Origin of the sequence: Azospirillum sp. TSH100 (assembly GCF_004923295.1) — a bacterium.
In the GTDB taxonomy this organism is placed as follows: Bacteria; Pseudomonadota; Alphaproteobacteria; order Azospirillales; family Azospirillaceae; genus Azospirillum.
Window position 1 is genome coordinate 2,167,394 of sequence record NZ_CP039634.1, and the last position, 23,348, is coordinate 2,190,741.

The following is a 23,348-nucleotide window of genomic DNA, read 5'->3' on the forward strand; positions in this document are numbered from 1 at the left end:
CTGTCGTTCCCGGATGGGTCGCCGGGGTTCTCCCCTGGGACACGATCAACCGTGACACGTCCGGTGGCTCCGCCGTTGGTGGACAGATCGGCCGAAAGGACGCCCGCCCAATCTTATGGGCATGATCCTCAGCCATACCAGTCCGACAAACGGCTCGATCATTGCTCACTTTAGAGGCGAACAAACCGGCACGGCCATCCTCTTTCGCGTCGCCCGGGCAAGTAACAGGGCAATGTTGCTGATTGTTCCGGCGGACTTCCGGGCGGAACGCCGGGCAAAGGGGACTGTTGTGAATGTGCAACTGATCCGATCCGCAGCCTGAAAGGGTTGCCGAAGAAGGAGAATGCCCGTGGCTCAGCAGGAGAGCAGGCAGCCGCCCCAGCATCAGAACACCCAGCCGGGTCATCAGGCGCCAATGACGCCGCAGCCATCCGAAACCCGGCCCGGCTACCGTGGCAGCGGCAAGCTGCGCGACAAGGTGGCGCTGATCACCGGGGGCGACAGCGGAATCGGCAGGGCCATCGCCGTGCTGTACGCGCGCGAAGGCGCCAAGGTCGGTATCCTCTATCTGAACGAGGACGATGACGCCCGCGAGACCCGCCGGCTTGTCGAGGCGGAGGGGCAGGCCTGCACGATTCTGAACGGCGATGTCGGCGATGTCGGCGATGTCGGCGATGAGGAGACCTGTCGCAAGGCGGTGGAACAGGTCATCGCCGAGCATGGCAGGCTCGACATCCTCGTCAACAATGCAGCAGAACAGCATCCGCAGAAATCGATCGAGGACATCACCACCGAACAGCTGGAGCGGACCTTCCGCACCAACATCTTCAGCCAGTTCCATCTGGTGAAGGCGGCGCTGCCCCACATGCATGAAGGAGCCTGCGTCATCAACACCACCTCGGTCACCGCTTACAAGGGCAGTGCGGAATTGCTGGATTATTCGGCGACCAAGGGTGCCATCGTCGCCTTCACCCGGTCGCTCTCAATGGCACTGGCCGATCGCGGCATCCGCGTCAATGCGGTGGCTCCCGGTCCGATCTGGACCCCGCTGATCCCGTCGACTTTCGACGAGAAGAAGGTCGAGAGCTTCGGCGGGAACGTGCCGTTGAAACGTGCCGGCCAGCCGGACGAGGTGGCGCCGGCCTACGTGTTCCTCGCATCGGACGACTCTTCTTATATGTCGGGCCAGGTGCTTCATCCGAATGGCGGTACGGTGGTGAATGGCTGATGCGTCGTGACCGCTGGTTCCGGCAAAACGAAAGGCCCCGGCACGAGCGGTGCCAGGGCCTTTCGTCCATTTGGGGCGGACGGGGGCACCACAGGATGCGCGGCGGGGATCGCCTCAGGCTGCGCGGATACGGGCTATGAAGGCGTTCACCGACTCCCGCAGGTTCTGCGCCTGGGCGCCGAGGCTGTCGGCGGCCTGCAGGACTTCATTGGCCGAGCGTCCTGCCTCTTGCGAAGCATCGTTCACCCCCATGATGCTGCGCGACACTTCCGCCGTGCCTTGGGCGGCCTGCTGGACATTGCGGGAGATCTCGCCGGTGGCGGCCGTCTGCTCTTCCACCGCCGAGGCGATGGAAGTGGCGATCTGGTTCACCTGCTGAACCGTATCGGCGATTCCGCGGATGGCTCCGACTGCACCCTGGGTCTCACGCTGGATCGCCAGTATCTGGCCGGAGATCTCTTCAGTCGCCTTTGCCGTCTGGTTGGCGAGGCTCTTCACCTCGCTGGCGACCACGGCGAAGCCTTTGCCGGCTTCACCGGCGCGTGCCGCTTCGATGGTGGCGTTCAGCGCCAGCAGGTTGGTCTGGCTGGCGATGTCCTGGATCAGCTGTACGACGCTGCCGATGTGCTCTGCCGCTTGGGCCAGGCTTTCGACCGTGGAGTTGGTCCGTTCCGCCTCGTCTACCGCCGACCGGCTCATCCGGGTGGCTGATTCCAGCTGACGGGCGATTTCGCTGATCGAACTGGCCAGTTCCTCCGCGGCGGAGGCCACTGTCTGCACGTTGCTCAGCGTCTGGTCGCTGGCGGCGGCGACCGCAGTGGCCTGACGGGTCGTCTCCTCGGCGGTCGAGGACATGCTTTGCGCATTGCTCTGCAACTGGTTGGCGGCGGACGACACGGCACCGACCACACCCTGCACGCTGGCCTCGAAGCTGTCGGCCAACGCGTTCATCGAGCGGGCCTTCTCCACCGCGGCACGGGCCTCGGTATCCCTGACCTCCTGTTCCATCTGGCGGTTGCGGATGAGGTTCTCCTTGAAGATCTCGACCGTGCGGGCCATCGATCCGACCTCGTCACGGCGGTCGATGCCGGGCACGTTGGTCGAGGCATCGCCGGTGGCAAGCTGTTCCATGGCGCCATTCAATACGGTGATCGGGCGGCGGATGCCGATGACGGCGATGACGACCGAGATGGCCCCGGCAAGGAGGATGCCGGCGATCATCGCACCGACGGCCCAGCTGATCACCGATTGGGTTTCGTTGCCGAGCCGTTTTGAGGCGTCCCGGACCGTGGCATTCACCTCGTCCGAAAGCTTGGCGGCCGCGTTGAAGGTCTCCACCACGAGCGGCCGGGCTTCTTTGGCATAGAGATCAAAGGCGGCGTCGTGGCTGCCCTTTTCCTTCAATGCTATGACGGAAGGCAGCGCACGCTTGATCACAGCGATCGTCTCGGTCAACCGGGCCACCGTAGCTTGATTCTCCCGCTGCACGAGCGTTGCGATGATCGCGTTGTTTCGCGCGATCGCATCAATCGTCTCGTCGAGAGATTTGCCCAACGCGGGAACTTTGCTGGGGTCCTGCTGGAGCAGAACAATATTCGCCTGCCTACCGAGATTCGCGACATCACCCCGCAGACGCTCAAGCTTCAGCGAGAATTCAATATCTTTAGTAATTAGATTGGAATAACTCATACTTACCCGATTTAGTGTGCTGGCCATGAAGAGTCCCAAGCCAACCGCAACCAAACCGAGAAGGAAAACGACAAGATATATCTTGGGACCGATACCGATTCTCGCCATCACACTCATGATCATCACTCACATTTAAGAAAAATATGAAATTCTGTACCGTTGATGCATTCATCCAAGTGATTGCACCTTTCCAAGCTTTAAAGATTTAAATTATGAAGATTAAATTAACATATGCAGCGTGCCGAGTCCTGTTACCCATGCAGTTCAAACAGGTCTCTGTATATTAGAGACTCCTTCATAGGGCCGTGGGCAGCCATTCTGGTCTGTCGTTTGACGGAGATCGGTAGCCGTATCCTGCGGCGACTGGGACGGCTATTTTGACAGATGGCTTAGTCACGAATTCGAAACGACGCGCCCCCCGCAACAGCTCGCGGAAGGGGCGCCCATTTCGGTCGTTGGTGAGGGCCGTGGAGGGAAAAGCGATCAGGCCGTCATCAGGTTGTTCAGGCGTTCCCGCGCGCGGCACAGGCGGGACCGGATGGTGCCGATGGAGACATTCAACGTCTCCGCCGCCTCCTGATAGGGGCGCCCTTCAATGGCGACAAGCTTCACGACCTTGCGTTGGCTGGGGGTGAGGGATGAAAAGGCACGGTCGACATCGCGGAAGACCAACCGCGACATCTGCGCCGCATCGACCGACATGGCGCCATCCCACAGTTCCACCTTGGTCACATGGCGGTCGCGCTGCAGGTTGTTGAAATGCAGATTTTTCAGCATGGTGGTCAGCCACGCTTGCATGTTCGTGCCGGGTTCAAAACGATGCTGGCGTGACAGCGCGCGGGCCAGACAATCTTGCAGCAGATCCTCTGCGGCATTGGCGTCTCGGGTCAACTTGCAGGCGTAGCGTTGCAGGTTCGGCATGCAGCGGATCAGTTCGTTTTCGAACGAGTACGCCATGGTCTTTCCTTCCTCCACGGTCTGTGTACGTCTCCCGCCGGCCGGATCGGCGGCGCCCCTTGCCGTTCGGGCGGGGCGTGGAGCGGGGACGGCGTTGGGCTTTCCGGCGCGCAAAGGCTGCGCCACCGGTTCCGAAGGGCTGATGGTGTCTTTTCGGTCTTGAACGCTCAGAACGTCCTGGGGATGGGCACCAGGCTGTCCATGGGCCGGCCCGTCATCTGCTGCGGACAGGCGGCTCCTGCGGAGTGTTGCGGAACGATCCGGTCGGCGGTGGCGTCATTGCGGCGGTCCCGTTGTTGCCCGTCGTTGATCGTGTCGGGAGTCAAACGCGCCATGCACCGGGGATGTTCCACCACAGGATCGGGAAACAGTGACATCGGTGGCAGATTGCGGCGATTCCGGTCCAGGTCCCGCTTGCCGGGCTTACCACCATCGAACGCGCCCTGCGGTGCGCCGCCGCAACAGTCGTGCGGCTGGGATCAGCCATGTCTCGTCAGCGTCTTTTCAAGGCGCAGCGCCGCCATCCCGTCCTCGTAATAATCCGGATACTCGGCGAAGCGGCGGTAACCGGCGGCGGTGTAAAGCGCGATGGCTGCGGCATTGTCCGCCCGCACCTCCAGCCTCATGCCGCGGCAGCCATGGCCGGCGGCAGCCTGTTCCAGCACGGTCAGCAGGCGGCGTCCCAGTCCCTGCCCGCGCTGGTCCGGTGCGACCGCGAAGGAGGTCAATCGGGCGAAGGGCGTGCCGGCATGGAAACCGACCACTCCATAGGCGCCCGGTTGAGGGTCATCTTGCGCGTCCTGCACGTCGGGTGCTTGGCGGTATGCCACAAGCACCACACCTTTTGCTTGCCGGATCGCATAACGGAAGTTGCGCTGCGTCATCCTGTCGGTGGCGAAGCTGCGCTCCTCGATCGCCATCAGGGCCGGGATATCGCCAGTTTCAGCGTGGCGAATGACGATGGATGTTGCATCGCAGTGGACAGGATCGGATTCGTGAAGCATCGTTGACGGGAAAAAGGGGAGGGGATGACAGCCTACTCCCTTTTACCACAGCGAAACGACGGTGCGTTCGATGTGGGGAAAGCTTTGCTTAACCAACAGGGCAGACACTTTCCCCATGTTTGGAGCGCCGTATTTCCAGCCGCCCGCTCCTATAGGCCTTTCACGCAGAAAGTCAGGACATGGACGCTCGGTTCAAATCTCGCGACATCGAACGCCGCAGCCTTGATGTCGATGGCCTCAAACGGTCGTTCCTGGAATGGCTGGTTTATTCGGTTGGCAAGGATGCCCGTGCCGCCACGCGCCGTGACTGGTTCCACACTGTGGCGCTGGCCGTGCGCGACCGCGTCGTCGACCGCTGGATGGACACGACGCGCAGCTATTACCAGGAAGACGCCAAGCGCGTTTACTATCTCTCCCTGGAGTTTCTGATCGGGCGCCTGCTGACCAACAGCCTGTCGAATCTGGGCATCGTCGACGAGTGCCGTCAGGCGCTTGACCGCCTCGGCCTGTCGATGGAGGACGTGGTCGACGCGGAGCCGGACGCGGCGCTGGGCAACGGCGGCCTCGGCCGTCTGGCCGCCTGCTTCCTTGACAGCATGGCCTCCCAGGGACTGCCCGGCTACGGCTACGGCATCCGCTACGAATTCGGCCTGTTCGAGCAGCGCTTCGAGAACGGCTGGCAGGTCGAGTATCCCGAACAGTGGCTGCAATTCGGCAACCCGTGGGAATTCGCCAGGCCGGAGGTGCTGTATCCGGTCCAGTTCTATGGCCGCGTCGAGGAGTTCCGCGACAGCGTCGGCGAGCGTGCCTATCGCTGGGTCGATGCCGACCGCGTGCTGGCGATGGCCTATGACACGCCGGTCGTCGGCTATGGTGGCGACACGATCAACACGCTGCGCCTGTGGTCGGCCCGCGCCACCCGCGACTTCAACTTCGGCCACTTCAACGACGGCGCCTATATGAAGGCGGTCGAGCAGAAGATCCTGTCGGAGAATCTCAGCCGCGTTCTCTATCCCAACGACGCGACGGAGACCGGTAAGGAACTGCGGCTGAAGCAGGAGTATTTCTTCACCTCCGCCTCCTTGCAGGACATCCTGCGCCGCTATCTGCAGCACCACACCACCTTCGACAATCTGCCCAACAAGGCGGCGATCCAGTTGAACGACACCCACCCGGCCATCGGCATCGCCGAGCTGATGCGCCTGCTGGTCGATCAGCACGCGCTGCGCTGGGACGATGCGTGGGAGATCACCCGCGCCACCTTCGCCTACACCAACCACACCCTGCTGCCAGAGGCGCTGGAAGCCTGGCCGGTGCGGATGATCGAGCGGGTGTTGCCGCGCCACATGCAGATCATCTACGAGATCAACGCCAAGTTCCTGAACCGGACCAAGGCGAAGGCCGCGGGCGACAACGCGAAACTGTCGCGTCTGTCGCTGATCGACGAGCGCGGCGAACGCCGCGTCCGCATGGGCAATCTGGCCTTCCTCGGCTCGCACAAGGTCAACGGCGTCTCGGCCCTGCACACCGACCTGATGAAGCAGACGGTGTTCGCCGACTTCCACGAGGAATTCCCGGACCGCATCAACAACAAGACCAACGGCATCACCCCGCGCCGCTGGCTGAAGCAGGCCAACCCGGCCCTGTCGGATCTGATCACCACCCGCATCGGCGAAGGCTGGATTTCCGACCTGTCGCAGATCGCAGCCCTGCGCGAGAAGGCCGACGACGTGGTGTTCCGCGAGGAATTCCGCCGGGCCAAGCGCAAGAACAAGAAGCGTCTGGCCGCCTACATTGCCCGTCAGACCGGCGAGGAGGTGCTGGTTGACAGCATCTTCGACGTGCAGGTCAAGCGCATGCATGAGTACAAGCGCCAGTTGCTGAACGTCCTGCACACCATCGCTCTCTACAATGAGATGCGCGACAACCCGACGGTCAGCTGGGTCCCGGTGACCAAGGTGTTCGCCGGCAAGGCGGCGCCGTCCTACCACATGGCCAAGCTGATCATCAAACTGATCAACGACGTGGCCAAGGTGGTGAACCACGACCCGTCGGTGCACGACAACCTGAAGGTCGTGCTGCTGCCGAACTACAATGTCACCGCAGCGGAGATCATCATCCCGGCCGCCGATCTGTCGGAGCAGATCTCCACCGCCGGCATGGAGGCGTCGGGCACCGGCAACATGAAGCTGGCGCTGAACGGCGCGCTGACCATCGGCACGCTGGACGGCGCCAACGTCGAGATCCGCGAGCATGTCGGGCCGGACAACATCTTCATCTTCGGCATGACCGCGGACGAGGTGAACGACCTGCGCGTCAGCGGCGGCTTCAACCCGCGCGAGGTGATCGCGTCGAACCCCAGCCTGAAGCGGGCGCTCGACATGATCTCGACCGGCACCTTCTCGCCGGACGACCGCAATCGCTATCACCCGATCGTCCAGGCGCTGACCGACGGCGGCGACCATTTCCTGGTGACGGCTGACTTCGCCGATTACTGCCGGGCCCAGGAAGCGGCGATGCAGCTGTACCGCGATCCGGAGGAATGGACCCGCAAGGCCATCCTGAACACCGCCAGCATGGGCTGGTTCTCGTCCGACCGTACGGTCAACGAGTACGCCGAGGAGGTCTGGGACGTACACCCGGTGCACCCGAACCATGACGGCGAGGGGTTCCGATAATCTATGATCGGGCGAATGCGCAGGCGCTTTACAATGCCTGCGCATTCGGATAAGAAGGCGTTATGAACCGCAAGGCCATCACCATCACTACGACCAAAAAAGCGACTCGCTTCGGCGGGCAGCGTCGTGGTGCGTGCTGATCGGATCGACCAGCGTTTCTTCCACGAGGCAGGCCCCGCCGGACAACGGACGGGGCCTCGTCGTATCCGGGGTCCGCTGTCCGAACGACCGATAGGCCGGTCCGATCAACAGTGCGATAGACAGGACGGAACCCCGCTATGAGCAGCAGCAACGCCTCCGCTTCTTCCAAATCCCTCCGCGTCGCCGTGGTCGGCGCCACCGGCGCCGTCGGCCGCGAGATGGTCAAGGTCCTGCACGACCGCAACTTTCCGGTCGCCGAACTCGGCCTGTTTGCCTCCGAACGCTCCGCCGGCAAGGTGCAGGATACCCCCTACGGCGCCCTGACCCTGAAGGCCTTCGATGCCGCGGAGGTGAGGGGCTATGACGTTGTCCTGCTGGCGGTGTCGGGCGACTTCGCCAAGGCCCACGCCAAGGATCTGGCCTCGGCTGGCGCGCTGGTGATCGACAACAGCTCGGCCTTCCGCTACGACGCCGACATCCCGCTGATCGTTCCGGAAATCAACGCCCACGTCTTCCGCGAGGCGTACGCTGCCGGTTCCCGCCTGATCGCCAATCCGAACTGCACCACCGCCATCGCCGTCGTGGCGCTCGGCCCGCTGCACAAGGCCTTCGGCATCAAGCGCGCCATCGTTTCCACCTATCAGGCCACCAGCGGCGCCGGTGCCGAGGGCATGGCCGAGCTGGAGGAGCAGACGCGCAACCAGCTGGACGGCAAGCCGGTCACAAACAGCGTGTTCCGTCATCCGATCCCCTTCAACCTGATCCCCCAGATCGATGCCTTCCAGGAGAACGGCTACACGAAGGAGGAGATGAAGGTGACCTGGGAGACGCGGAAGATCATGGAGGTGCCGGACCTGCCGGTCAGCTGCACCGCCGTCCGCATCCCGACCTACCGCGCCCATTCCGAGGCGATCACGCTGGAGACCATCCAGCCGGTCACGCCGGACGCCGCCCGCGCCGTTCTGGCCGATGCCGCGGGCGTGAAGGTGGTGGACGATCCCGCCAACGGCGCCTATCCGATGCCGCTGAACGCCACCGGCCAGTATGACGTCGAGGTCGGCCGTATCCGCAACAACATCGTCTTCGGCGACCACGGCCTGGACCTCTTCGTCTGCGGCGACCAGCTGCTGAAGGGTGCTGCCCTTAATGCGGTGCAGATCGCCGAACTGGCTCTCTGATTGGCTTCATTCTGCGGGACGGCTCTCCGTCCCGCGGAATTATTGAAATGAATGCGCCCGTATTTTGATTTCCCGGTTGCGCTCGATTTATTGCGCGTCTCGTATGTTTTCGACTGGGCTTCGGACCGTCCGGGGTAACCCGCAAGTCCGTCGCCGTTGGATCGGAACGGGAGGCGATGATGGAATATCTGATCAGCGACATCATTCTGCTTGGCTGCAGCTACGTCCCCGAGGGATTTCTGCCGTGCGACGGCAGCATCGTCCCCATTGCGCAGTATCAAGCGCTCTATACCCTGATCGGCGCGCAGTATGGCGGTGACGGCAAGACCACTTTCGGTCTGCCGAACCTGAAGGGCAAGGAACCGCTGCCCAGCCTCCACTATGTCATCTGCTACAACGGCTATTATCCGCCTCGGCCGTGACGAGCCTTGGCCGGGATCGGACTGGCGGAACGCTCTGGAATCCGCCCGACGCTGCTGCTATCTAATCGACGGGGGCCGATGGGCGTGTTTCGCCTGTCGGCCCTTTCGCCGTTCTCACGATCACCTTCTCTTGTCACGGGACCCCGCGCATGTCCGAACTTCAGGACGCCGTCTCCCGCCGTCGGACCTTCGCCATCATCGCGCACCCCGACGCCGGTAAGACCACGCTCACCGAAAAGCTGCTGCTGTTCGGCGGCGCCATCCAGATGGCCGGTGCCGTCAAGGCGCGTGGCGAGCAACGTCGCGCCAAGTCGGACTGGATGAAGGTGGAGCGCGAGCGCGGCATCTCGGTGACCGCCTCCGTCATGACCTTCGACTTCGACGGGCGCACCTTCAACCTGCTCGACACGCCGGGCCACGAGGACTTCTCGGAGGACACCTATCGCACACTGACCGCGGTCGACAGCGCGGTGATGGTGATCGACGGCGCGAAGGGCATCGAAGCGCAGACGCTGAAGCTGTTCGAGGTCTGCCGTCTGCGCGACGTGCCGATCATGACCTTCTGCAACAAGATGGACCGCGAGGCCCGCGATCCCTTCGACCTGATCTCGGAGATCGAGAGCGCGCTGGCGCTGGAGGTCACGCCGGCCAGCTGGCCGATCGGTATGGGTCGCGATTTCCTCGGCTGCTACGACCTGATCCGAGACCGGCTGATCCTGATGGACCGCAGCAAGGGCGACGAGATCGACGAGGGCATCGAGTGCAACGGACTGGACGATCCCCGTCTGGACGAGCTGCTGCCCGCCCACGCCGTTGCCAAGCTGCGTGAAGAGGTGGAGATGGCGCGCGGTCTGATGCCCGCCTTCGATCTGGAGGCCTACCGCGCCGGCCATCTGACCCCGATCTATTTCGGCTCCGCCATCAACAATTTCGGCGTGCGCGAGCTGCTGTCCGGTCTGGCGGAGAACGCCCCGCCGCCGCGTCCGCAGCCGGCAGATCCCCGCACCGTCCAGCCGGACGAGGACAAGGTCACCGGCTTCGTGTTCAAGGTCCAGGCCAATATGGACCCCAACCACCGCGACCGCATCGCCTTCGTCCGCCTCTGCTCCGGCCGCTACAAGCGCGGCGCCAAGCTGAAGCACATCCGTTCCGGCAAGCTGATGGCGGTGAACAACGCCGTGCTGTTCCTCGCCCGTGACCGCGAGGTTGCGGAGGAGGCTTGGCCCGGCGACATCATGGGCATCCCCAACCATGGCAGCCTTCGCATCGGCGATACGCTGACGGAGGGCGAGGATCTGCGCTTCACCGGCGTGCCGAGCTTCGCGCCGGAACTGCTTCAGCGGGTCCGCCCCGATGACCCCATGCGGGTAAAGCACCTGCGCAAGGCTCTGGAGCATTTCGCCGAAGAGGGCGCTTCCCAGGTGTTCAAGCCGCTGACCGGTGCCGACTGGGTCGTCGGCGTCGTCGGCCAGTTGCAGTTCGAGGTTCTGGCCTCGCGCATCGAGGCGGAATACGGCATCGCCGCCCGCTTCGAGGGGGCCGGGCTCGATGCCGCACGCTGGGTCGAGACCGACGACAAGATCCAGCTTGAGAAGTTCATTGAGCTGAACCGTTCGGCGCTGGCGGAAGACCATGATGGCGCCCTGGTCTTCCTGGCCCGCAACGCCTGGCATCTGAACCGCGCGCAGGAGGATTTCCCGGCGCTGCGCTTCCTGAAAACACGCGAGCAGAACCGCAAAGTCCACACCGCCGCGTGATATCGAAGGCCCGCCCTTTCGGCTGCCCCTGCGGCCGGCCGCCTGGCCGCTGCCGTAGGGCGGGCATCTTTCAGTAGAGAAACCTTACAGACTTGCCCCTGACGGATTGACGGCTTGACGGAGTCGGTCCGGTGGCGGAACGTGTGCGGGCGTGTCCGACAGTTTCGACACGTTATCAATGGCCTCCGTCGGACGGGGATGGTCGGAAGAGAGGCGGACATGGCGGTGGGATTGGAAGAGTTTCTGGACACCGGCGGTTTCGTGCCCCATGGCGTCTGCCTCCTCTGGCGTCCCGACATCCTGATGCTGCATGTCGCGTCCGACATGCTGATCGGCCTTTCCTATTTTTCGATTCCGGTGGCGCTGACCTATTTCGTCATGCGACGGCGCGACGTGGCTTTCGGGTGGATGGCGCTGCTGTTCGCGCTGTTCATCATCGCGTGCGGCACCACCCATCTCCTGTCGGTCTGGACCTTGTGGAACCCCGATTATGTGTTGGAAGGGCTGGTGAAGCTGATCACCGCTCTCGCCTCGCTGGCGACGGCCGCGGTGCTCTGGTGGCTGATGCCGCGCCTGCTCGCCTTGCCCAGCCCGCGGGAACTGGAGGCCAGCAACCGCGCACTGGAGTTGGAGGTTGCGACCCGTCGGGAAATGGAAACACGCTATTCCAGCTTTTTCAACAATCTGGCTGAGGCGCTGTTTATCGTCCGGGTTGAGCCCGACGGTGAGTTCGCTTTTGAGGCGATCAACCCTGCGTTGGCGCGGGCGACTGGGCTGGATCCGGAATTGCTGCGAGGCAAACGTGTCGGCGACGCATTGGAACCCGAGGTGGCCGACGCCATCATTCCTCGCTACACGATTTGCCGCGACCGCGGTGAGAGCATTGATTATGAAGAGACTCTTGAACTGCCGGTCGGGCAGAGGGTCTTTCATACCGTTCTGGTGCCGGTGAAGGACGCGGCTGGGCGGGTCGTCCAGATCCTCGGCAGCGGCCGTGACGTAACCGAGCGCAAGCGGTTGCAGGAGGAGGTGATCCAGACCTCCAAGCTGGCGACGCTGGGGACGCTGGCCGCCGGTATGGCGCATGAAATGAGCCAGCCGCTGAACGTGATCCGCCTGTGGACGGAAAACACCCTGACCCGCCTGCATGAAAATCTGCTCGAACCCGCCCGTGCGGAGCGGGCTTTGAAGCTGGTGATTGAGCAGACCGAGCGCATGGGCAAGCTGATCGATCATGTCCGCACCTTCGGTCGGCGTGACGGCGGCGGCATGCGGGCCTTCCATCCCGCCCAATGTGTCGAAAGCGCGGTCGAGCTTGTCCGTCATCAATATGCCCTGGAAGACATCAAGATCATCGAGGATGCCGGTCCGGCGCAACTGCCGGTAACCGGCCGTCCCCTTGAATTGGAGCAGGTCATCCTCAACCTGTTTTCGAATGCACGGGATGCGATCGTCGCACATCGTGCATCCGGTGGAGCGGCGGGGCGCATCATGGTGGCGGTCAGCGAAGATCCGGACAGGCAGAGCGTGGTCATCCAGGTGACCGACGATGGCGGTGGTATCGATCCATCCGTGCTGCCCCAGATCTTCGATCCGTTCTTCACCACCAAGGAGGTCGGGAAAGGCTCCGGCCTCGGCCTGTCGATCGGCTACGGCATCATCGACAGCATGGGGGGACGGATCGAGGCGCGCAATGTCGAGTTGGAGGGTGGAGGCCGTGGCGTCCGCTTCACCATCACCCTGCCAGGTCAGCCGGTCTCCTCATCCGACAGGGAGTTCTCCCATGCCTGATCCGTTCCACATCCTGATCGCGGAGGACGAGGTGCTGGCGGCCATGGCGCTGGAGGATTTCCTGTCCTTCAAGGGCTTCCGCGTGACCGTCGCCGCCAATGGAGTGGAGGCGCTGGAGCGGTATGCCAGCGAACGGGTGCACGCGCTGGTCACCGATCTGCGCATGCCGCGGATGGACGGCCAGACGTTGATCCGGGAGATCCGCGAACGCGACGCCACCTTGCCGGTCGTCGTCATGACCGGCTACCTGACCCAGGACAGCGACCTGAAGCACGAGCGCTGGAAGCCGCTTGAGATCCTCAGCAAACCCGTCAACCCGCGCACCATCTGCAACACGCTGAACCGGATGCTTGGCCTGCCGCAGGAGGTTTGACGGCGTCTTCCCTCGCGATCGTCTCCCCTCAATCTTCCAAGGGTTCGACATCCACGCTGACGGTCAGGCCATGACCGGCCCCGCCCAACAGGACCCCGCGGGCCGGGCTGACATCGTCGTAATCGCGGCCCCAGGCCACGGTGATGAAATCGCGGTTGGCGACGCAGGCATTGGTCGGGCAAATATCGAGCCAGCCGGCCATCGCCCCACACCAGACCGATGCCCAGGCATGACTGACGTCGGCACCGACCAGCCGTGGCCGGCCTGGCGGCGGCAGGGTGCGCAAATAGCCCGAGACATAGCGCGCCGGCAGACCGACGGCGCGGACGCAGCCTACGGCGATGTGGGCGAAATCCTGGCAGACGCCGCGGCGGTTGCGCATCACCGATGCCAAAGGGGTCGCGACCGTGGTGGCCGCGGGGTCGAAGGCGAACTCGCGATTGATGCGGTTCATCAGGTCGATGACCGCCGCCACCGCCGGACGGCCGGGCGTGAAGCTGCCGCGTGCATATTCAAGAAGCTCCGGACTGGAGGCGACCAGCGCGCTGTCGAAGCAGTATTGCGTGATCTCCGCTCCGTCGTCCGGTCCGGTCAGGCCGCGCAGGCCGTCGCGCACCTGCTCCCACGGTGCCGAATCGTCGGGTGCCAGTGCCGGCGGCTCGAACACCTCGACCTCGCTTTCGGCGATCACGGAGAAGGTCCGGTGCGGCTCCTGCACGGCGACATAGGTAACGGTGTTGCCGAAATAGTCCACCCGCTCCGTCCGCACCGCCGGAACCGGATCAATTGTCAGCAGGCTGCGCCGGATGCGCTGGCGCGGGTGCGGCCGGGCGGTCAGGTGCAACAGATGGTGGGAAATCGGTACATCTTCGCCATAATCGTACGAAGTGGCGTGGCGAACGCGATAGCGGGTGGAGAGACCGCTGCTGTCGGAAGCGGGAGTGGAGGGCGGGGGCGTCATCGCGTCAGGCCGATCTTGCGAAGGCATGGCTGAAATAGGCGTGCGCCAGGAAATTCGACACGTCCGGGAGAGACATTGCCAGCGTGTCCAGCAGTGTCCGCAGCGCCTCGCTGGAGGCCATGGCGTCGGTACGTTCCAGGCTGTTGCGCGCTGCGGCGACGATGGCCAGCGCACCGCCTGTCGGGTCCGTCCCGGTGCCGACTCCCTGGCTGGGCAGCGCCCGCATGTGGCGGTCCAGTGCGGCAAGCTGGAAGGCCAGCGCACGCGGATTTGCCTCCTCTCCCAGCAGCAGGTCGAGCACGGGGGTGCGCAGCACGCTGGTCAGATGGCGCGCGCGATAGGTCATCACGCTTTCGCCCAGCTCCAGCAGCACCGACAGGGTGGCGGCCTGCATCGGCTCTTCCTGGTGGTCGAGATCGGCGACATCGACCCCGCGCATCAGCGCCACCATATGCAGCGACCGCTCGATCCGCCGACCGATGTCGAGGAAGCGCCAGCCGGCCCCGCGGGTCATGCTTTCCTGTTCCAGACCGGAGAAGGCGGCGAGCGTGATCATCACGTCGTCCAGCCGCAGCAACAGCGAGGCCGCGTCCATCCGGCTTTTCGGCGGCTGGGTCTGGCGATCGATCGCCGACACCACACGCCACATGTCCATCGACAGGCGGTCGCGCACCGAATAGGCGGTGCGGTGCAGGCGCAGAACCTGGGAGCGCAGGCTGTTGGGATGGTCGGGGTCTGTAACCGCCGCATGCAACGCCTCGCGCAGGCCGCGGTTGGCGCCGCTTTCCGTCACCCGTGCCATCTCCGCCGGGATCATGCCGAGCGAGCTGAGCAGATCGAGCAGCGGGTGAAGCTGTAGACCGGCACCCGGCATGTTGCTGTCGATCAGCCGGCTTTGCGTCGCCCGCAGCAGACGCAGCACGCCCTCGGCCCGTTCGGCATACCGACCGAGCCAATAGAGCCCGTCGGCGACGCGGCTGGGCAGGTCGTTGGCGGACGGGCGGGCGCCGCTGGCGGTCGGCTCCGTCGCCAGTGCCGGGCGAGATTGGGCGGAGGTCACGTCGGCACGCCGCGGCGCCAGGATCCAGGTGTCCTTGCTGCCGCCGCCGCTCTGCATCGATACGACCAGACGGCCGGATTCGCTGGACACGCGGGTCAGGCCGCCTGGCATCACCGCATAGCCGCCGCTGGGCGTGGCGCAGAGGAAGACGCGCAGCACCAGAGGACGCGGCTGGAGCCTGCCATCCTGCCAGACCGGGGCGGTGGAAAGGGCCATCTGCTCCTGCGCCACGAAATACCAGGGGCGGCGCCTGATCCGTTCGACCAGGGCGGAGCGTTCGGCGGCCGACAGCTGGGCGCCGAAGATCGGCTCGAAGGATAGCGACGGGAAGGCCGGCTTGATCACCAGACCGTCGAGATGGTCGATGACATAGGCGCGCTCCGCATCGTTGCCGCACCACCAGCTGGCGACGCCGGGCAGCCGCAGCTCTTCCCCCAGCAGATGGCGGCAGAGCGTCGGCAGCGACGACTTCATCGCCATCGATTCCATCAGGCCGGAGCCCAGCGCGTTGGCCATCACCACAGTGCCGGCCCGCACCGCCTCGATCAGCCCGGCGACGCCGAGCGAACTGTCAGCGCGCATTTCCAGCGGGTCGGCGAAATCGGCATCAAGACGGCGCAGGATGACGTCCACCTGCTCCAGCCCCGACAGGGTCTTCAGATAGACCGTCCGGTCACGCACCGTCAGGTCCGCCCCCTCCACCAGGGTCAGGCCGAGATAGCGGGCGAGATAGACGTGCTCGAAATAGGTCTCGTTGTAGGGGCCAGGGGTCAGCAGCACGACGCGTGGCAATCGGCCAACCGCGCTGCTGCGCGGCGCAATGGACAGCAGCGTTTCCTTGAAGGTGTCGAAGAAGCCGGTCAGCCGCTCCACTTGGCATTGGCGGAAGCTGTCCGGCAGCACCTTTGCGATGACCGCGCGGTTTTCCAGCGCATAGCCGCTGCCGCTGGGGGCCTGGGTGCGGTCGGACAGCACCCACCAGCGCCCGTCGGGCGCCCGGGCGAGGTCCACGGCATAGAAATGCAGGTGAACGTCGTTCGGCACCCGGATGCCATGCACTGCACGGCGGAATCCCGGGTCGGCATGGATCACCGCCGGCGGCAGCCGGCCATAGCGGGTCAGGGTCTGCGGCCCATAGATGTCGGTCAGTATGGCGTTCAGCAGCGAGGCCCGCTGGATCAGCCCCGATTCAATCGCCTTCCATTCATGCGCCGGCAACAAAAGCGGCATCATGTCGAGCGGCCAGGGCCGCTCCATCCCGTTGGGGTCGCCGTAGATGTTGTAGGTGACGCCGTTCTGGTGCAGCAGCCGGCGTGCTTCTTCCCAGCGCTGCGCCATCTGTTCGGCGTCCAGCGGGCCCAGCGTGCTCATGAAGGTCTGCCAGTGCGGCCGTAGCCGGCCCTGACCGTTCACCATCTCGTCATAGACCTGACCGGAGCCATAGCCGATGGCGTCGGCCTCGCCGAACAGCGATCCCTGGGTGAAGGGGACCGGCGGCATCCCGGACGGGACCACGGATGCCGGCGCGCGGAATGGCTGATCGGGCTGGGACAAGGTCGGACTGGTGCGTATTGCCTATGAACGAAGCAACAGTCTGAACGTCCCCGCCCGGCGATGCAAGGCCGCCGGCCGCATGATCCATCCGAAAGAGGAAAGATTCCGTGGCGATCCAGTCCCGGATGGGCCGATCGCAGGCCAATGTCCGGAATGAAAAAACCGGAGCGCCGCGTAAAGCGACGCTCCGGCTTGCCGGATGTTGCGAAGCGATCGGATGCCGTCCCGGAGTCCGCGCTCAGCCCCGACGCAGGTCCAGCGTCATCGGGAACTGCGGATTGCGTTCCTCCGCCGGGGTATCCATCGGGCCGGGAGTGTGGCCGAAGGGGAAGAAGCGGGCCAGACGGCGCCCTTCCGCCTCGTTGGCGTTGACCGGGAAGGTCTCGTAGTTGCGGCCGCCCGGATGCATGACGTGATAGGTGCAGCCACCGATCGATCGGCCGGCCCAGCTGTCGACGATGTCGAAGATCAGCGGCGTATGGACGGGAATCGTCGGATGCAGGCAGGACGGTGGCTGCCATGCACGGTAACGCACGCTGCCGACGAACTCACCCTCAACCCCGGTTGGAATCAGTGGAACGCGCCGGCCTTTGCAGGTGATGACGTGGCGGGCATCGATCAGGCCGGTGACGCGCACCTGCACCCGCTCCACCGAGCTGTCGACATAACGCACCGTGCCGCCGCCGCCCGGCTCCTCGCCCAGGACATGCCAGGGCTCCAGCGCCATGCGCAGCTCCATGGTGATGCCGCGCTGGCTGACATGGCCGTAAACCGGGAAGCGGAAGTTGAAGTGCGGCGCGAACCAGCTGTCCTCCAGCGGATAGCCATGGTCACGCAGGTCCTGCAGCACGTCGGCCATGTCCTGCTGGAGGAAGTGCGGCAGCATGAAGCGGTCGTGCAGATCCGTACCCCAGCGCACCAGCCGGCCCTTGTAGGGATGCTTCCAGAAGCGGGCGACCAGTGCCCGCATCAGAAGCTGCTGGGTCAGGCTCATCTCGGCATGGGGGGGCATCTCGAAGGCGCGGAACTCGACCAAGCCCAGACGGCCGGTCGAGCTGTCCGGCGAATATAGCTTGTCAATGCAGAACTCCGCCCGGTGGGTGTTGCCCTGCACGTCGACCAGCAGGTTGCGCAGCACCCGGTCGACCAGCCACGGCGGGCAGTTGCCGCCGGCCGCCGCCTGATCGATCTGGTTGAAGGCGATTTCCAACTCATAGAGTTGGTCGTCGCGCGCCTCGTCCACCCGCGGCGCCTGACTGGTGGGGCCGATGAACAGGCCGGAGAAGACGTAGGACAGGGCGGGGTGGTTCTGCCAGTAGGTGATCAGGCTGCGCAGCAGGTCGGGCCGGCGCAGGAAGGGGCTGTCGGCGGCGGTTGCACCGCCCATCACCACATGGTTGCCGCCGCCAGTGCCGCAATGGCGCCCATCGATCATGAACTTCTCCGCCCCCAGGCGGGATTGGCGCGCATCCTCGTACAGAGCGATGGTGTTGCGCACCAGATCGTCCCAGTTGTGGGCGGGATGGATGTTCACCTCGATCACGCCGGGGTCCGGAGTAACGGCCATGGAGTTCAGGCGCGGGTCCTTTGGCGGCTGGTAGCCTTCAATGACCACTGGCATGTCCAGTTCGACCGCCGTCGCCTCGATCTCGGCCAGCATCGCCAGATAGTCCTCAAGCGTGCTCATCGGCGGCATGAACAGGTGCAGGCGCCCGTTGCGCGCCTCGCAGCTCAGGGCGGTGCGCACCACCCACCAAGCCGACTTGCCTTCCTCCGGCAGTTCGTCGCGGATTTCCGCCATGATGCGCTGGCGCTGGGCGATCCGCTTGTCGGTATGGACGCCGCGGTCGGATTCCTGGATGGCGCCGCGGATCTCCTGTCGGCGCTGAACCGGATGAGGCGGCAGCGGGCCACGCTCCTCGAACGGGTCGGTCTCCCAGCCATAGGGATAGTCGGACTTCGACACCCAGGGGAGCGAGCCCAACGGCAGGCGATAGCCGACCGGGCTGTCGCCGGGAATCAGCAGCAGCTTTTCCTGACGCAGCGGCCATGTGCTGGACAGCCAGACCGGCCCCTGCTGGGTCATGCGCCGGTTGATCGGCAGGACGAAGCCCACCGGCTCTGCCAGACCGCGGGTGAAGACGCGTGTCAGCCGCTCGCGCTCCTCCTTGTCGTCCAGCTTGCTGTTCAGCGGATCGACATTGATCGGAAGTTGCGACTCCTTGCGCAGGTAATGCCAGGGGTCCTCATAGGCGCCGAGCACGAGGTTCGGGTCGAGGCCCAGCCGCTTCGCCAGCGCCATCAGGAACACGCCGGCATCCTGGGCGGTGTGGCCGTAATCGGTGTCCTCGCGCGCCAGCAGGTCGCTGTTGGCCCACAGGGCTTCCCCGTCGCGTCGCCAATAGAGGGTCATCGCCCAGCGCGGCAGTGATTCGCCGGGATACCATTTTCCCTGGCCGAAATGCAGCAGGCCACCGGGAGCGAAGCGGGCCATCAGCCGATGGATCAGATCGGCGGCCATCTTGCGCTTCTGCGGACCCAGCGCGGCGGTGTTCCACTCGGCGCCGTCCATGTCATCGATGGAGACGAAGGTCGGCTCGCCGCCCATGGTCAGGCGGACATCTTCGGTCTTGAGATCCTCGTCGACCCGATGGCCGAGCGCCTCGATCGCGGCCCATTGCTGCGGGGTGTAGGGCTTGGTGACGCGCGGCGCCTCATAGATGCGGGTGACTGACATCTCGTGGCCGAACTCCACCTCCGCCTCATCGACGAGGCCCGAGATGGGAGCGGCTGAGGAGGCGTCGGGCGTGCAGGCCAGCGGGATGTGCCCCTCGCCGGCCAGCAGGCCGGAGGTGGGGTCCAGCCCGACCCAGCCGGCACCGGGCAGGAACACCTCCACCCAGGCATGCAGGTCGGTGAAGTCGCTCTCCGGACCGGACGGGCCGTCCAACGCCTTCTGGTCGGCAGTCAGCTGGATCAGGTAGCCGGACACGAAGCGGGTGGCGAGCCCCAGATTGCGCAGGATCTGCACCAGCAGCCACGCCGAGTCGCGGCAGGAGCCCGTGCGCTTTGTCAGCGTCTCCTCGCAGGTCTGGATGCCGGGCTCCAGGCGGATGACGTAGCCGATGTCCTGCTGAAGCCGCTGGTTCACCGCGACCAGGAAATCGATGGTCGGCGTCTTGTCCCGCGGGATGTCCTTCAGATAGACGGCAAGCTCCGGCCCGGGTTCCTCCGTCTCCAGATACGGGCGCAACTCACGCTGCAGCCAGTCGTCGTAGGTGAAGGGGATGTGGGTGGCCTTCTCCTCCAGGAAGAAATCGAACGGGTTGATCGCGGCGATCTCGGCAACCAGATCGACCTCGACGATGAACTCGCGCGTCTTTTCCGGGAAGACGAAGCGGGCCTGGAAATTCGATTGCGGGTCCTGCTGCCAGTTCAGGAAATGCTGCTTGGGCGTGACCTTCAGGGAATAGCTGAGGATCGGTGTCCGGCAATGGGGCGCCGGGCGCAGCCGGATGATCTGCGGGCCGAGGGACACCGGCCGGTCGTAGCGATAGATCGTCTTGTGGTTCAGCGCGACGTGGATCGCCATGGAAAACCCCGCCTCATGCCTGTTCGAGGATGTTCGCGCCCCGGTTTGCTCCAAGGTCGCCGGTGCAACGGTAACACCGATAAATCCGCCCCGACAGGGTGGCCCGCCGCCGATCCTACCGCAGTTGCGAAAAAGTCACGAAGTTGCCTTTGACGCGCGCTGCGGCTTTCTTCCGTTCGCGTTACCCTTTATATCCTAAGCGAACAGGGTATCGCTGCGACGGGAATTCGCGTCTGGATGGTGTCTGTGGCGGCTTTTTCACCAATGGGCGGCAACCACGGTTCTGGTGGAATGGGCGAGGCCGGCCGTGGCGTCGTCACCGGGAAGTATTTCAATTTCAAGCCGATGCCGCCCCCGGCCGATATCCTGGGCAACCCGCTGGTCGTTCCCAACCTGCCGACGCACAAGCTGCCGAAGGAGACGTTCGGCAGCCGGGTGAAGCGGTTTCTTGCCCGGATGAACCTGGGCAGCCAGTCGGCCGAAACCCGGATGCGCTGGAAGCTGCACGACATGATCCAGGCGACCATGGCGTCGCTGTCGCCGGCGGTCACGCTGGTGGCGGAAAAGCGGGCGCCGGCGAAGAGCAGGAAGCTGTCGGTTCCGGTCGTCATCGTGCGCCATCCCTATCATCTGCGTCACGTGTTCGAGATGCTGCCGACCATCCCCGACGCTCTGGCGGCGGAACGGCGCTTTCTCGAACTGCTGATGACCCGCGCCTTGAAGCGTTATGGCGAGCAGATGACGCTGATCAAAGGCAGCGCCTTTTCCTTCGAGCATGAGGCGCGTGAGTATTTTTTTGCCGGCTTCCGTCTGGAAAAGCAGATCAAAAAGGTCAATAGTCCCGACGAACGATTCGCGGCCTTGCAGGCGATCCACACCAGTTATTTCCACGGCCGCAATTATTATTATTTCGCATTGCTGAGGCGTGAGAAGCTGGCGCCTGATAACAAGCTGTTCATGCTCTATGCCCGTGCGGTCTATTTCATGGCGCGCATCGATTGGAACGGCGAGCTGCTGGACAAGCCGAACCCGCGCATGCTGCCGAGGCGCGACGACATGATGTTTTTCGTGGAACGTGACAAGTCGGTCGTGACGCGCTATCGCACCGACCAGGATTTCCAGCGTCAGGTCAAGTCGGTGCTGGAGGCTTTCCCCGCTTCGTGATGTTCCGTTTCCTCTTCCAAGGTTTCCTGCGATGCGCCCCCTGTCCCTGGTTGGTGGTCTTCTGGCCGCCGGCTCCCTGCTCGCGGTGCTGACTGCGGTTCCGGCCCTCTCGGCTCCGGCGGACACTCCTTCGCCCGAGGCGGCAGCTCCGGAGGTGGCTCCGACAGCACTCGGCTGCGATTCGGCGGAGACGCCGGTGGCGCAGCTGATATGCCGCGATCCGAAGCTGGCGGCGGCCGGCGAGGCCATGGACGCGGCGCTGGCCGCGCTCGGTGAGACCACCAATGATACCGGGCGCGCGGCGATCGAGGACACCCAGACGGTCTGGCGAGCGCGGCGGGACGAGGCCTGTCCGGTCAGCGCGGCCGACCTGGCCGATGCCAAGATGACGAAGACGCGCGGCGACTGCCTGCTGCGCGTCATCCGCCAGCGCACGATGGCGCTGGAGACGGAACGCAATCTGCGCTCCCATCCGGTCGCCGATCTGCCGCTGTCGGTCACCGGCGCCGCCGCCCGTCGTTTTGACGCGCCGGAATCGCAGCCGGCTCCCTTCAACCGCAAAGTGGCACTGTCGACTCTGGTCGGCCGCTGGGCCAAGGCCGACCCGGCCGATCGCGCGGCCATCGACGACTGCCGCAGTTCCTACCTGGAAATAGGGACCGACCGTGCCCTGCACGCCGTGGATTCGCGGCTGCCGCTGTTCCCGCTGAACGGTACGCTGGCGGGCGATGGCGACCCGGTGCAGGGGATTCCCCTGTTGCCAGCCGGCCCGGCGGAGGGGGCACCGGCCCCCCTGGCGACTCTGCGGCTTCTGCCCGCCGATTCGCCACGTCTCGACCGGCTGATCCTGCGCATGGAGCCGCCGGCGACTTTCGCCGCCGAACTGGTGCGTTGCCGCTAAAGCCGCGACAGCAGGAAACGGATGGTCACCGACAGCCGTTCGCCGGGGGGGAGGGCAATGACGCCGGCGCCAGGCTGCTGCGGACGATTCAGCGCGTCGGTCATATGGGTGACCGGTTCCAGGCACAGATAGGGTTCGCCCGGCGGGGCATAGACGATCAGGTGACCGACCGGCCCATCTGCGAGCATCGTCAGGCGCAGCCGCTCCTGCGGTCTGTCCACCGTTGCCGAACCGTTCCAGCCGGTGAAGCCATTGTCCAGCGCAACATGGTCCATCATCACGCCATGGCGGAAATCCCAGGCCGCCGGTAGCGGCCGGTTCCGGGATGGCAGGATGGTCTCGTCATTCTCCCACATCGTCTGGACGTCGGCGGTCACGCGTGTGCCCGGCGTCCGGACGAAATAGGGGTGCAGCCCCAGCCCGGCCGGCATGTCGCTGTCGGATTCGTTGACGAGGTCGAGCCTGACGGTCAACCCCTCGCCGTCCAGTGCGACGGTCTGGGTCGCTCGGTAGTTCCAGGGCCAGTCATCCGCCCGGTGGCGGAAGTCCATGTGCAGCGCGTCATCGGTGGCGGCCTCCACCGTCCAAGGGGTGGACCAGCCATGGCCGTGGATGCGGTGCGGCGATCCGGGGTCCGTGGCCAACACCACCTCCCGCCCCTGGAAGACGAACCGGCCGCCGCCGATGCGGTTGGAGAAGGGTACCAGCGGGAAGCAGGCCATGTCCGGAGCGAAGCTGCCCGCCAGCGCACGGTCGGACGCCCGCCGGAACAACTCCACCGGTCCATCGGGGGTCGACAGGCTCCAACTCGCCAGCGAGCCGCCGCAGTGCGGGGCCGCGGTGAGCCTCATCGGCCCGTGCCGCAACGCGATGATGGTGCCGTTCCGGATCATGCGTT

Annotated in this window: 17 protein-coding genes; 9 read left to right on the top strand and 8 right to left on the bottom strand. The window is 64.7% G+C overall.

Annotation, left to right across the window (positions count from 1 at the left end; genetic code table 11):
• Positions 1 to 343 precede the first annotated feature (343 nt).
• Positions 344 to 1,228 carry an SDR family oxidoreductase gene (locus tag E6C72_RS10275; protein ID WP_199228921.1) on the top strand — a complete coding sequence of 295 codons (885 nt, stop codon included), beginning with the start codon at positions 344 to 346 and terminating at the stop codon, positions 1,226 to 1,228.
• Between the two features lie 114 nt (positions 1,229 to 1,342).
• On the opposite strand, the gene E6C72_RS10280 is transcribed toward E6C72_RS10275, so the two are convergent.
• The 4 genes from E6C72_RS10280 to E6C72_RS10290 all read right to left on the bottom strand — a co-directional run bounded on the left by E6C72_RS10280 (position 1,343) and on the right by E6C72_RS10290 (position 4,794).
• The gene (locus tag E6C72_RS10280; RefSeq protein ID WP_158280227.1) at positions 1,343 to 3,034 is read right to left on the bottom strand and encodes a methyl-accepting chemotaxis protein; all 1,692 of its coding nucleotides are present in this window, start codon (positions 3,032 to 3,034) and stop codon (positions 1,343 to 1,345) included.
• Between the two features lie 366 nt (positions 3,035 to 3,400).
• Positions 3,401 to 3,892, bottom strand: a complete 492-nt coding sequence (locus E6C72_RS10285; protein ID WP_247876008.1) for a sigma-70 family RNA polymerase sigma factor — start codon at positions 3,890 to 3,892, stop codon at positions 3,401 to 3,403.
• A gap of 149 nt (positions 3,893 to 4,041) precedes the next feature.
• Positions 4,042 to 4,209, bottom strand: coding sequence for a hypothetical protein (locus E6C72_RS31735; protein WP_158280226.1), 168 nt, complete (start codon positions 4,207 to 4,209; stop codon positions 4,042 to 4,044).
• A gap of 144 nt (positions 4,210 to 4,353) precedes the next feature.
• Complete coding sequence (locus tag E6C72_RS10290; RefSeq protein ID WP_158280225.1) at positions 4,354 to 4,794, bottom strand: GNAT family N-acetyltransferase; 441 nt, start codon at positions 4,792 to 4,794, stop codon at positions 4,354 to 4,356.
• Between the two features lie 263 nt (positions 4,795 to 5,057).
• Here E6C72_RS10290 and E6C72_RS10295 point away from each other — a divergent pair, with 263 nt between their 5' ends.
• The 6 genes from E6C72_RS10295 to E6C72_RS10320 all read left to right on the top strand — a co-directional run bounded on the left by E6C72_RS10295 (position 5,058) and on the right by E6C72_RS10320 (position 13,218).
• Positions 5,058 to 7,556, top strand: coding sequence for a glycogen/starch/alpha-glucan phosphorylase (locus E6C72_RS10295; protein ID WP_109443644.1), 2,499 nt, complete (start codon positions 5,058 to 5,060; stop codon positions 7,554 to 7,556).
• A 278-nt stretch (positions 7,557 to 7,834) separates the two neighbouring features.
• The gene (locus E6C72_RS10300; RefSeq protein WP_109443643.1) at positions 7,835 to 8,875 is read left to right on the top strand and encodes an aspartate-semialdehyde dehydrogenase; all 1,041 of its coding nucleotides are present in this window, start codon (positions 7,835 to 7,837) and stop codon (positions 8,873 to 8,875) included.
• Between the two features lie 176 nt (positions 8,876 to 9,051).
• On the top strand, positions 9,052 to 9,297 hold the full coding sequence (locus tag E6C72_RS10305) for a phage tail protein (protein ID WP_199228919.1): 246 nt from the start codon (positions 9,052 to 9,054) through the stop codon (positions 9,295 to 9,297).
• Between the two features lie 149 nt (positions 9,298 to 9,446).
• A complete protein-coding gene (locus tag E6C72_RS10310; protein ID WP_109443642.1) occupies positions 9,447 to 11,054 on the top strand; it encodes a peptide chain release factor 3 in 1,608 nt (535 codons plus the stop codon).
• Positions 11,055 to 11,273: 219 nt separating this feature from the next.
• Entirely contained in the window at positions 11,274 to 12,845 is a 1,572-nt protein-coding gene (locus E6C72_RS10315) for a sensor histidine kinase (protein WP_109443641.1), read from the top strand.
• Positions 12,838 to 13,218, top strand: coding sequence for a response regulator (locus E6C72_RS10320; RefSeq protein WP_109443640.1), 381 nt, complete (start codon positions 12,838 to 12,840; stop codon positions 13,216 to 13,218). The genes E6C72_RS10315 and E6C72_RS10320 overlap by 8 nt, the downstream gene beginning before the upstream one ends.
• Before the next feature lie 28 nt (positions 13,219 to 13,246).
• On the opposite strand, the gene E6C72_RS10325 is transcribed toward E6C72_RS10320, so the two are convergent.
• From E6C72_RS10325 to E6C72_RS10335, 3 genes are all read right to left on the bottom strand, one after another.
• Entirely contained in the window at positions 13,247 to 14,179 is a 933-nt protein-coding gene (locus E6C72_RS10325; RefSeq protein ID WP_109443639.1) for a transglutaminase family protein, read from the bottom strand.
• Between the two features lie 4 nt (positions 14,180 to 14,183).
• Positions 14,184 to 16,739 (bottom strand): circularly permuted type 2 ATP-grasp protein, encoded by a 2,556-nt coding sequence (locus tag E6C72_RS10330; protein WP_109443638.1) that lies wholly within the window; start codon positions 16,737 to 16,739, stop codon positions 14,184 to 14,186.
• A gap of 292 nt (positions 16,740 to 17,031) precedes the next feature.
• Entirely contained in the window at positions 17,032 to 20,385 is a 3,354-nt protein-coding gene (locus tag E6C72_RS10335; protein ID WP_109443637.1) for a DUF2126 domain-containing protein, read from the bottom strand.
• Between the two features lie 291 nt (positions 20,386 to 20,676).
• Between E6C72_RS10335 and E6C72_RS10340 the strand changes: the two genes are divergently transcribed.
• The gene (locus E6C72_RS10340; protein WP_247876007.1) at positions 20,677 to 21,549 is read left to right on the top strand and encodes a hypothetical protein; all 873 of its coding nucleotides are present in this window, start codon (positions 20,677 to 20,679) and stop codon (positions 21,547 to 21,549) included.
• A 31-nt stretch (positions 21,550 to 21,580) separates the two neighbouring features.
• Entirely contained in the window at positions 21,581 to 22,450 is an 870-nt protein-coding gene (locus E6C72_RS10345) for a lysozyme inhibitor LprI family protein (RefSeq protein WP_109443636.1), read from the top strand.
• Here the strand turns inward: E6C72_RS10345 and E6C72_RS10350 are convergent.
• A complete protein-coding gene (locus tag E6C72_RS10350; protein WP_109443635.1) occupies positions 22,447 to 23,343 on the bottom strand; it encodes an aldose 1-epimerase in 897 nt (298 codons plus the stop codon). The genes E6C72_RS10345 and E6C72_RS10350 overlap by 4 nt on opposite strands.
• Between the last annotated feature and the right edge of the window lie 5 nt (positions 23,344 to 23,348).

Coding starts and splice junctions, on each gene's coding strand:
- E6C72_RS10345 (WP_109443636.1), top strand. CDS start 21,581: ATGCGCCCCCTGTCCCTGGTTGGTGGTCTTCTGGCCGCCGGCTCCCTG.
- E6C72_RS10275 (WP_199228921.1), top strand. CDS start 344: ATGCCCGTGGCTCAGCAGGAGAGCAGGCAGCCGCCCCAGCATCAGAAC.
- E6C72_RS10350 (WP_109443635.1), bottom strand. CDS start 23,343: ATGATCCGGAACGGCACCATCATCGCGTTGCGGCACGGGCCGATGAGG.
- E6C72_RS10290 (WP_158280225.1), bottom strand. CDS start 4,794: ATGGCGATCGAGGAGCGCAGCTTCGCCACCGACAGGATGACGCAGCGC.
- E6C72_RS10305 (WP_199228919.1), top strand. CDS start 9,052: ATGATGGAATATCTGATCAGCGACATCATTCTGCTTGGCTGCAGCTAC.
- E6C72_RS10325 (WP_109443639.1), bottom strand. CDS start 14,179: ATGACGCCCCCGCCCTCCACTCCCGCTTCCGACAGCAGCGGTCTCTCC.
- E6C72_RS10315 (WP_109443641.1), top strand. CDS start 11,274: ATGGCGGTGGGATTGGAAGAGTTTCTGGACACCGGCGGTTTCGTGCCC.
- E6C72_RS10300 (WP_109443643.1), top strand. CDS start 7,835: ATGAGCAGCAGCAACGCCTCCGCTTCTTCCAAATCCCTCCGCGTCGCC.
- E6C72_RS10335 (WP_109443637.1), bottom strand. CDS start 20,385: ATGGCGATCCACGTCGCGCTGAACCACAAGACGATCTATCGCTACGAC.
- E6C72_RS10320 (WP_109443640.1), top strand. CDS start 12,838: ATGCCTGATCCGTTCCACATCCTGATCGCGGAGGACGAGGTGCTGGCG.
- E6C72_RS31735 (WP_158280226.1), bottom strand. CDS start 4,209: ATGGCGCGTTTGACTCCCGACACGATCAACGACGGGCAACAACGGGAC.
- E6C72_RS10340 (WP_247876007.1), top strand. CDS start 20,677: ATGGGCGAGGCCGGCCGTGGCGTCGTCACCGGGAAGTATTTCAATTTC.
- E6C72_RS10330 (WP_109443638.1), bottom strand. CDS start 16,739: ATGCCGCCGGTCCCCTTCACCCAGGGATCGCTGTTCGGCGAGGCCGAC.
- E6C72_RS10310 (WP_109443642.1), top strand. CDS start 9,447: ATGTCCGAACTTCAGGACGCCGTCTCCCGCCGTCGGACCTTCGCCATC.
- E6C72_RS10295 (WP_109443644.1), top strand. CDS start 5,058: ATGGACGCTCGGTTCAAATCTCGCGACATCGAACGCCGCAGCCTTGAT.
- E6C72_RS10280 (WP_158280227.1), bottom strand. CDS start 3,034: ATGAGTGTGATGGCGAGAATCGGTATCGGTCCCAAGATATATCTTGTC.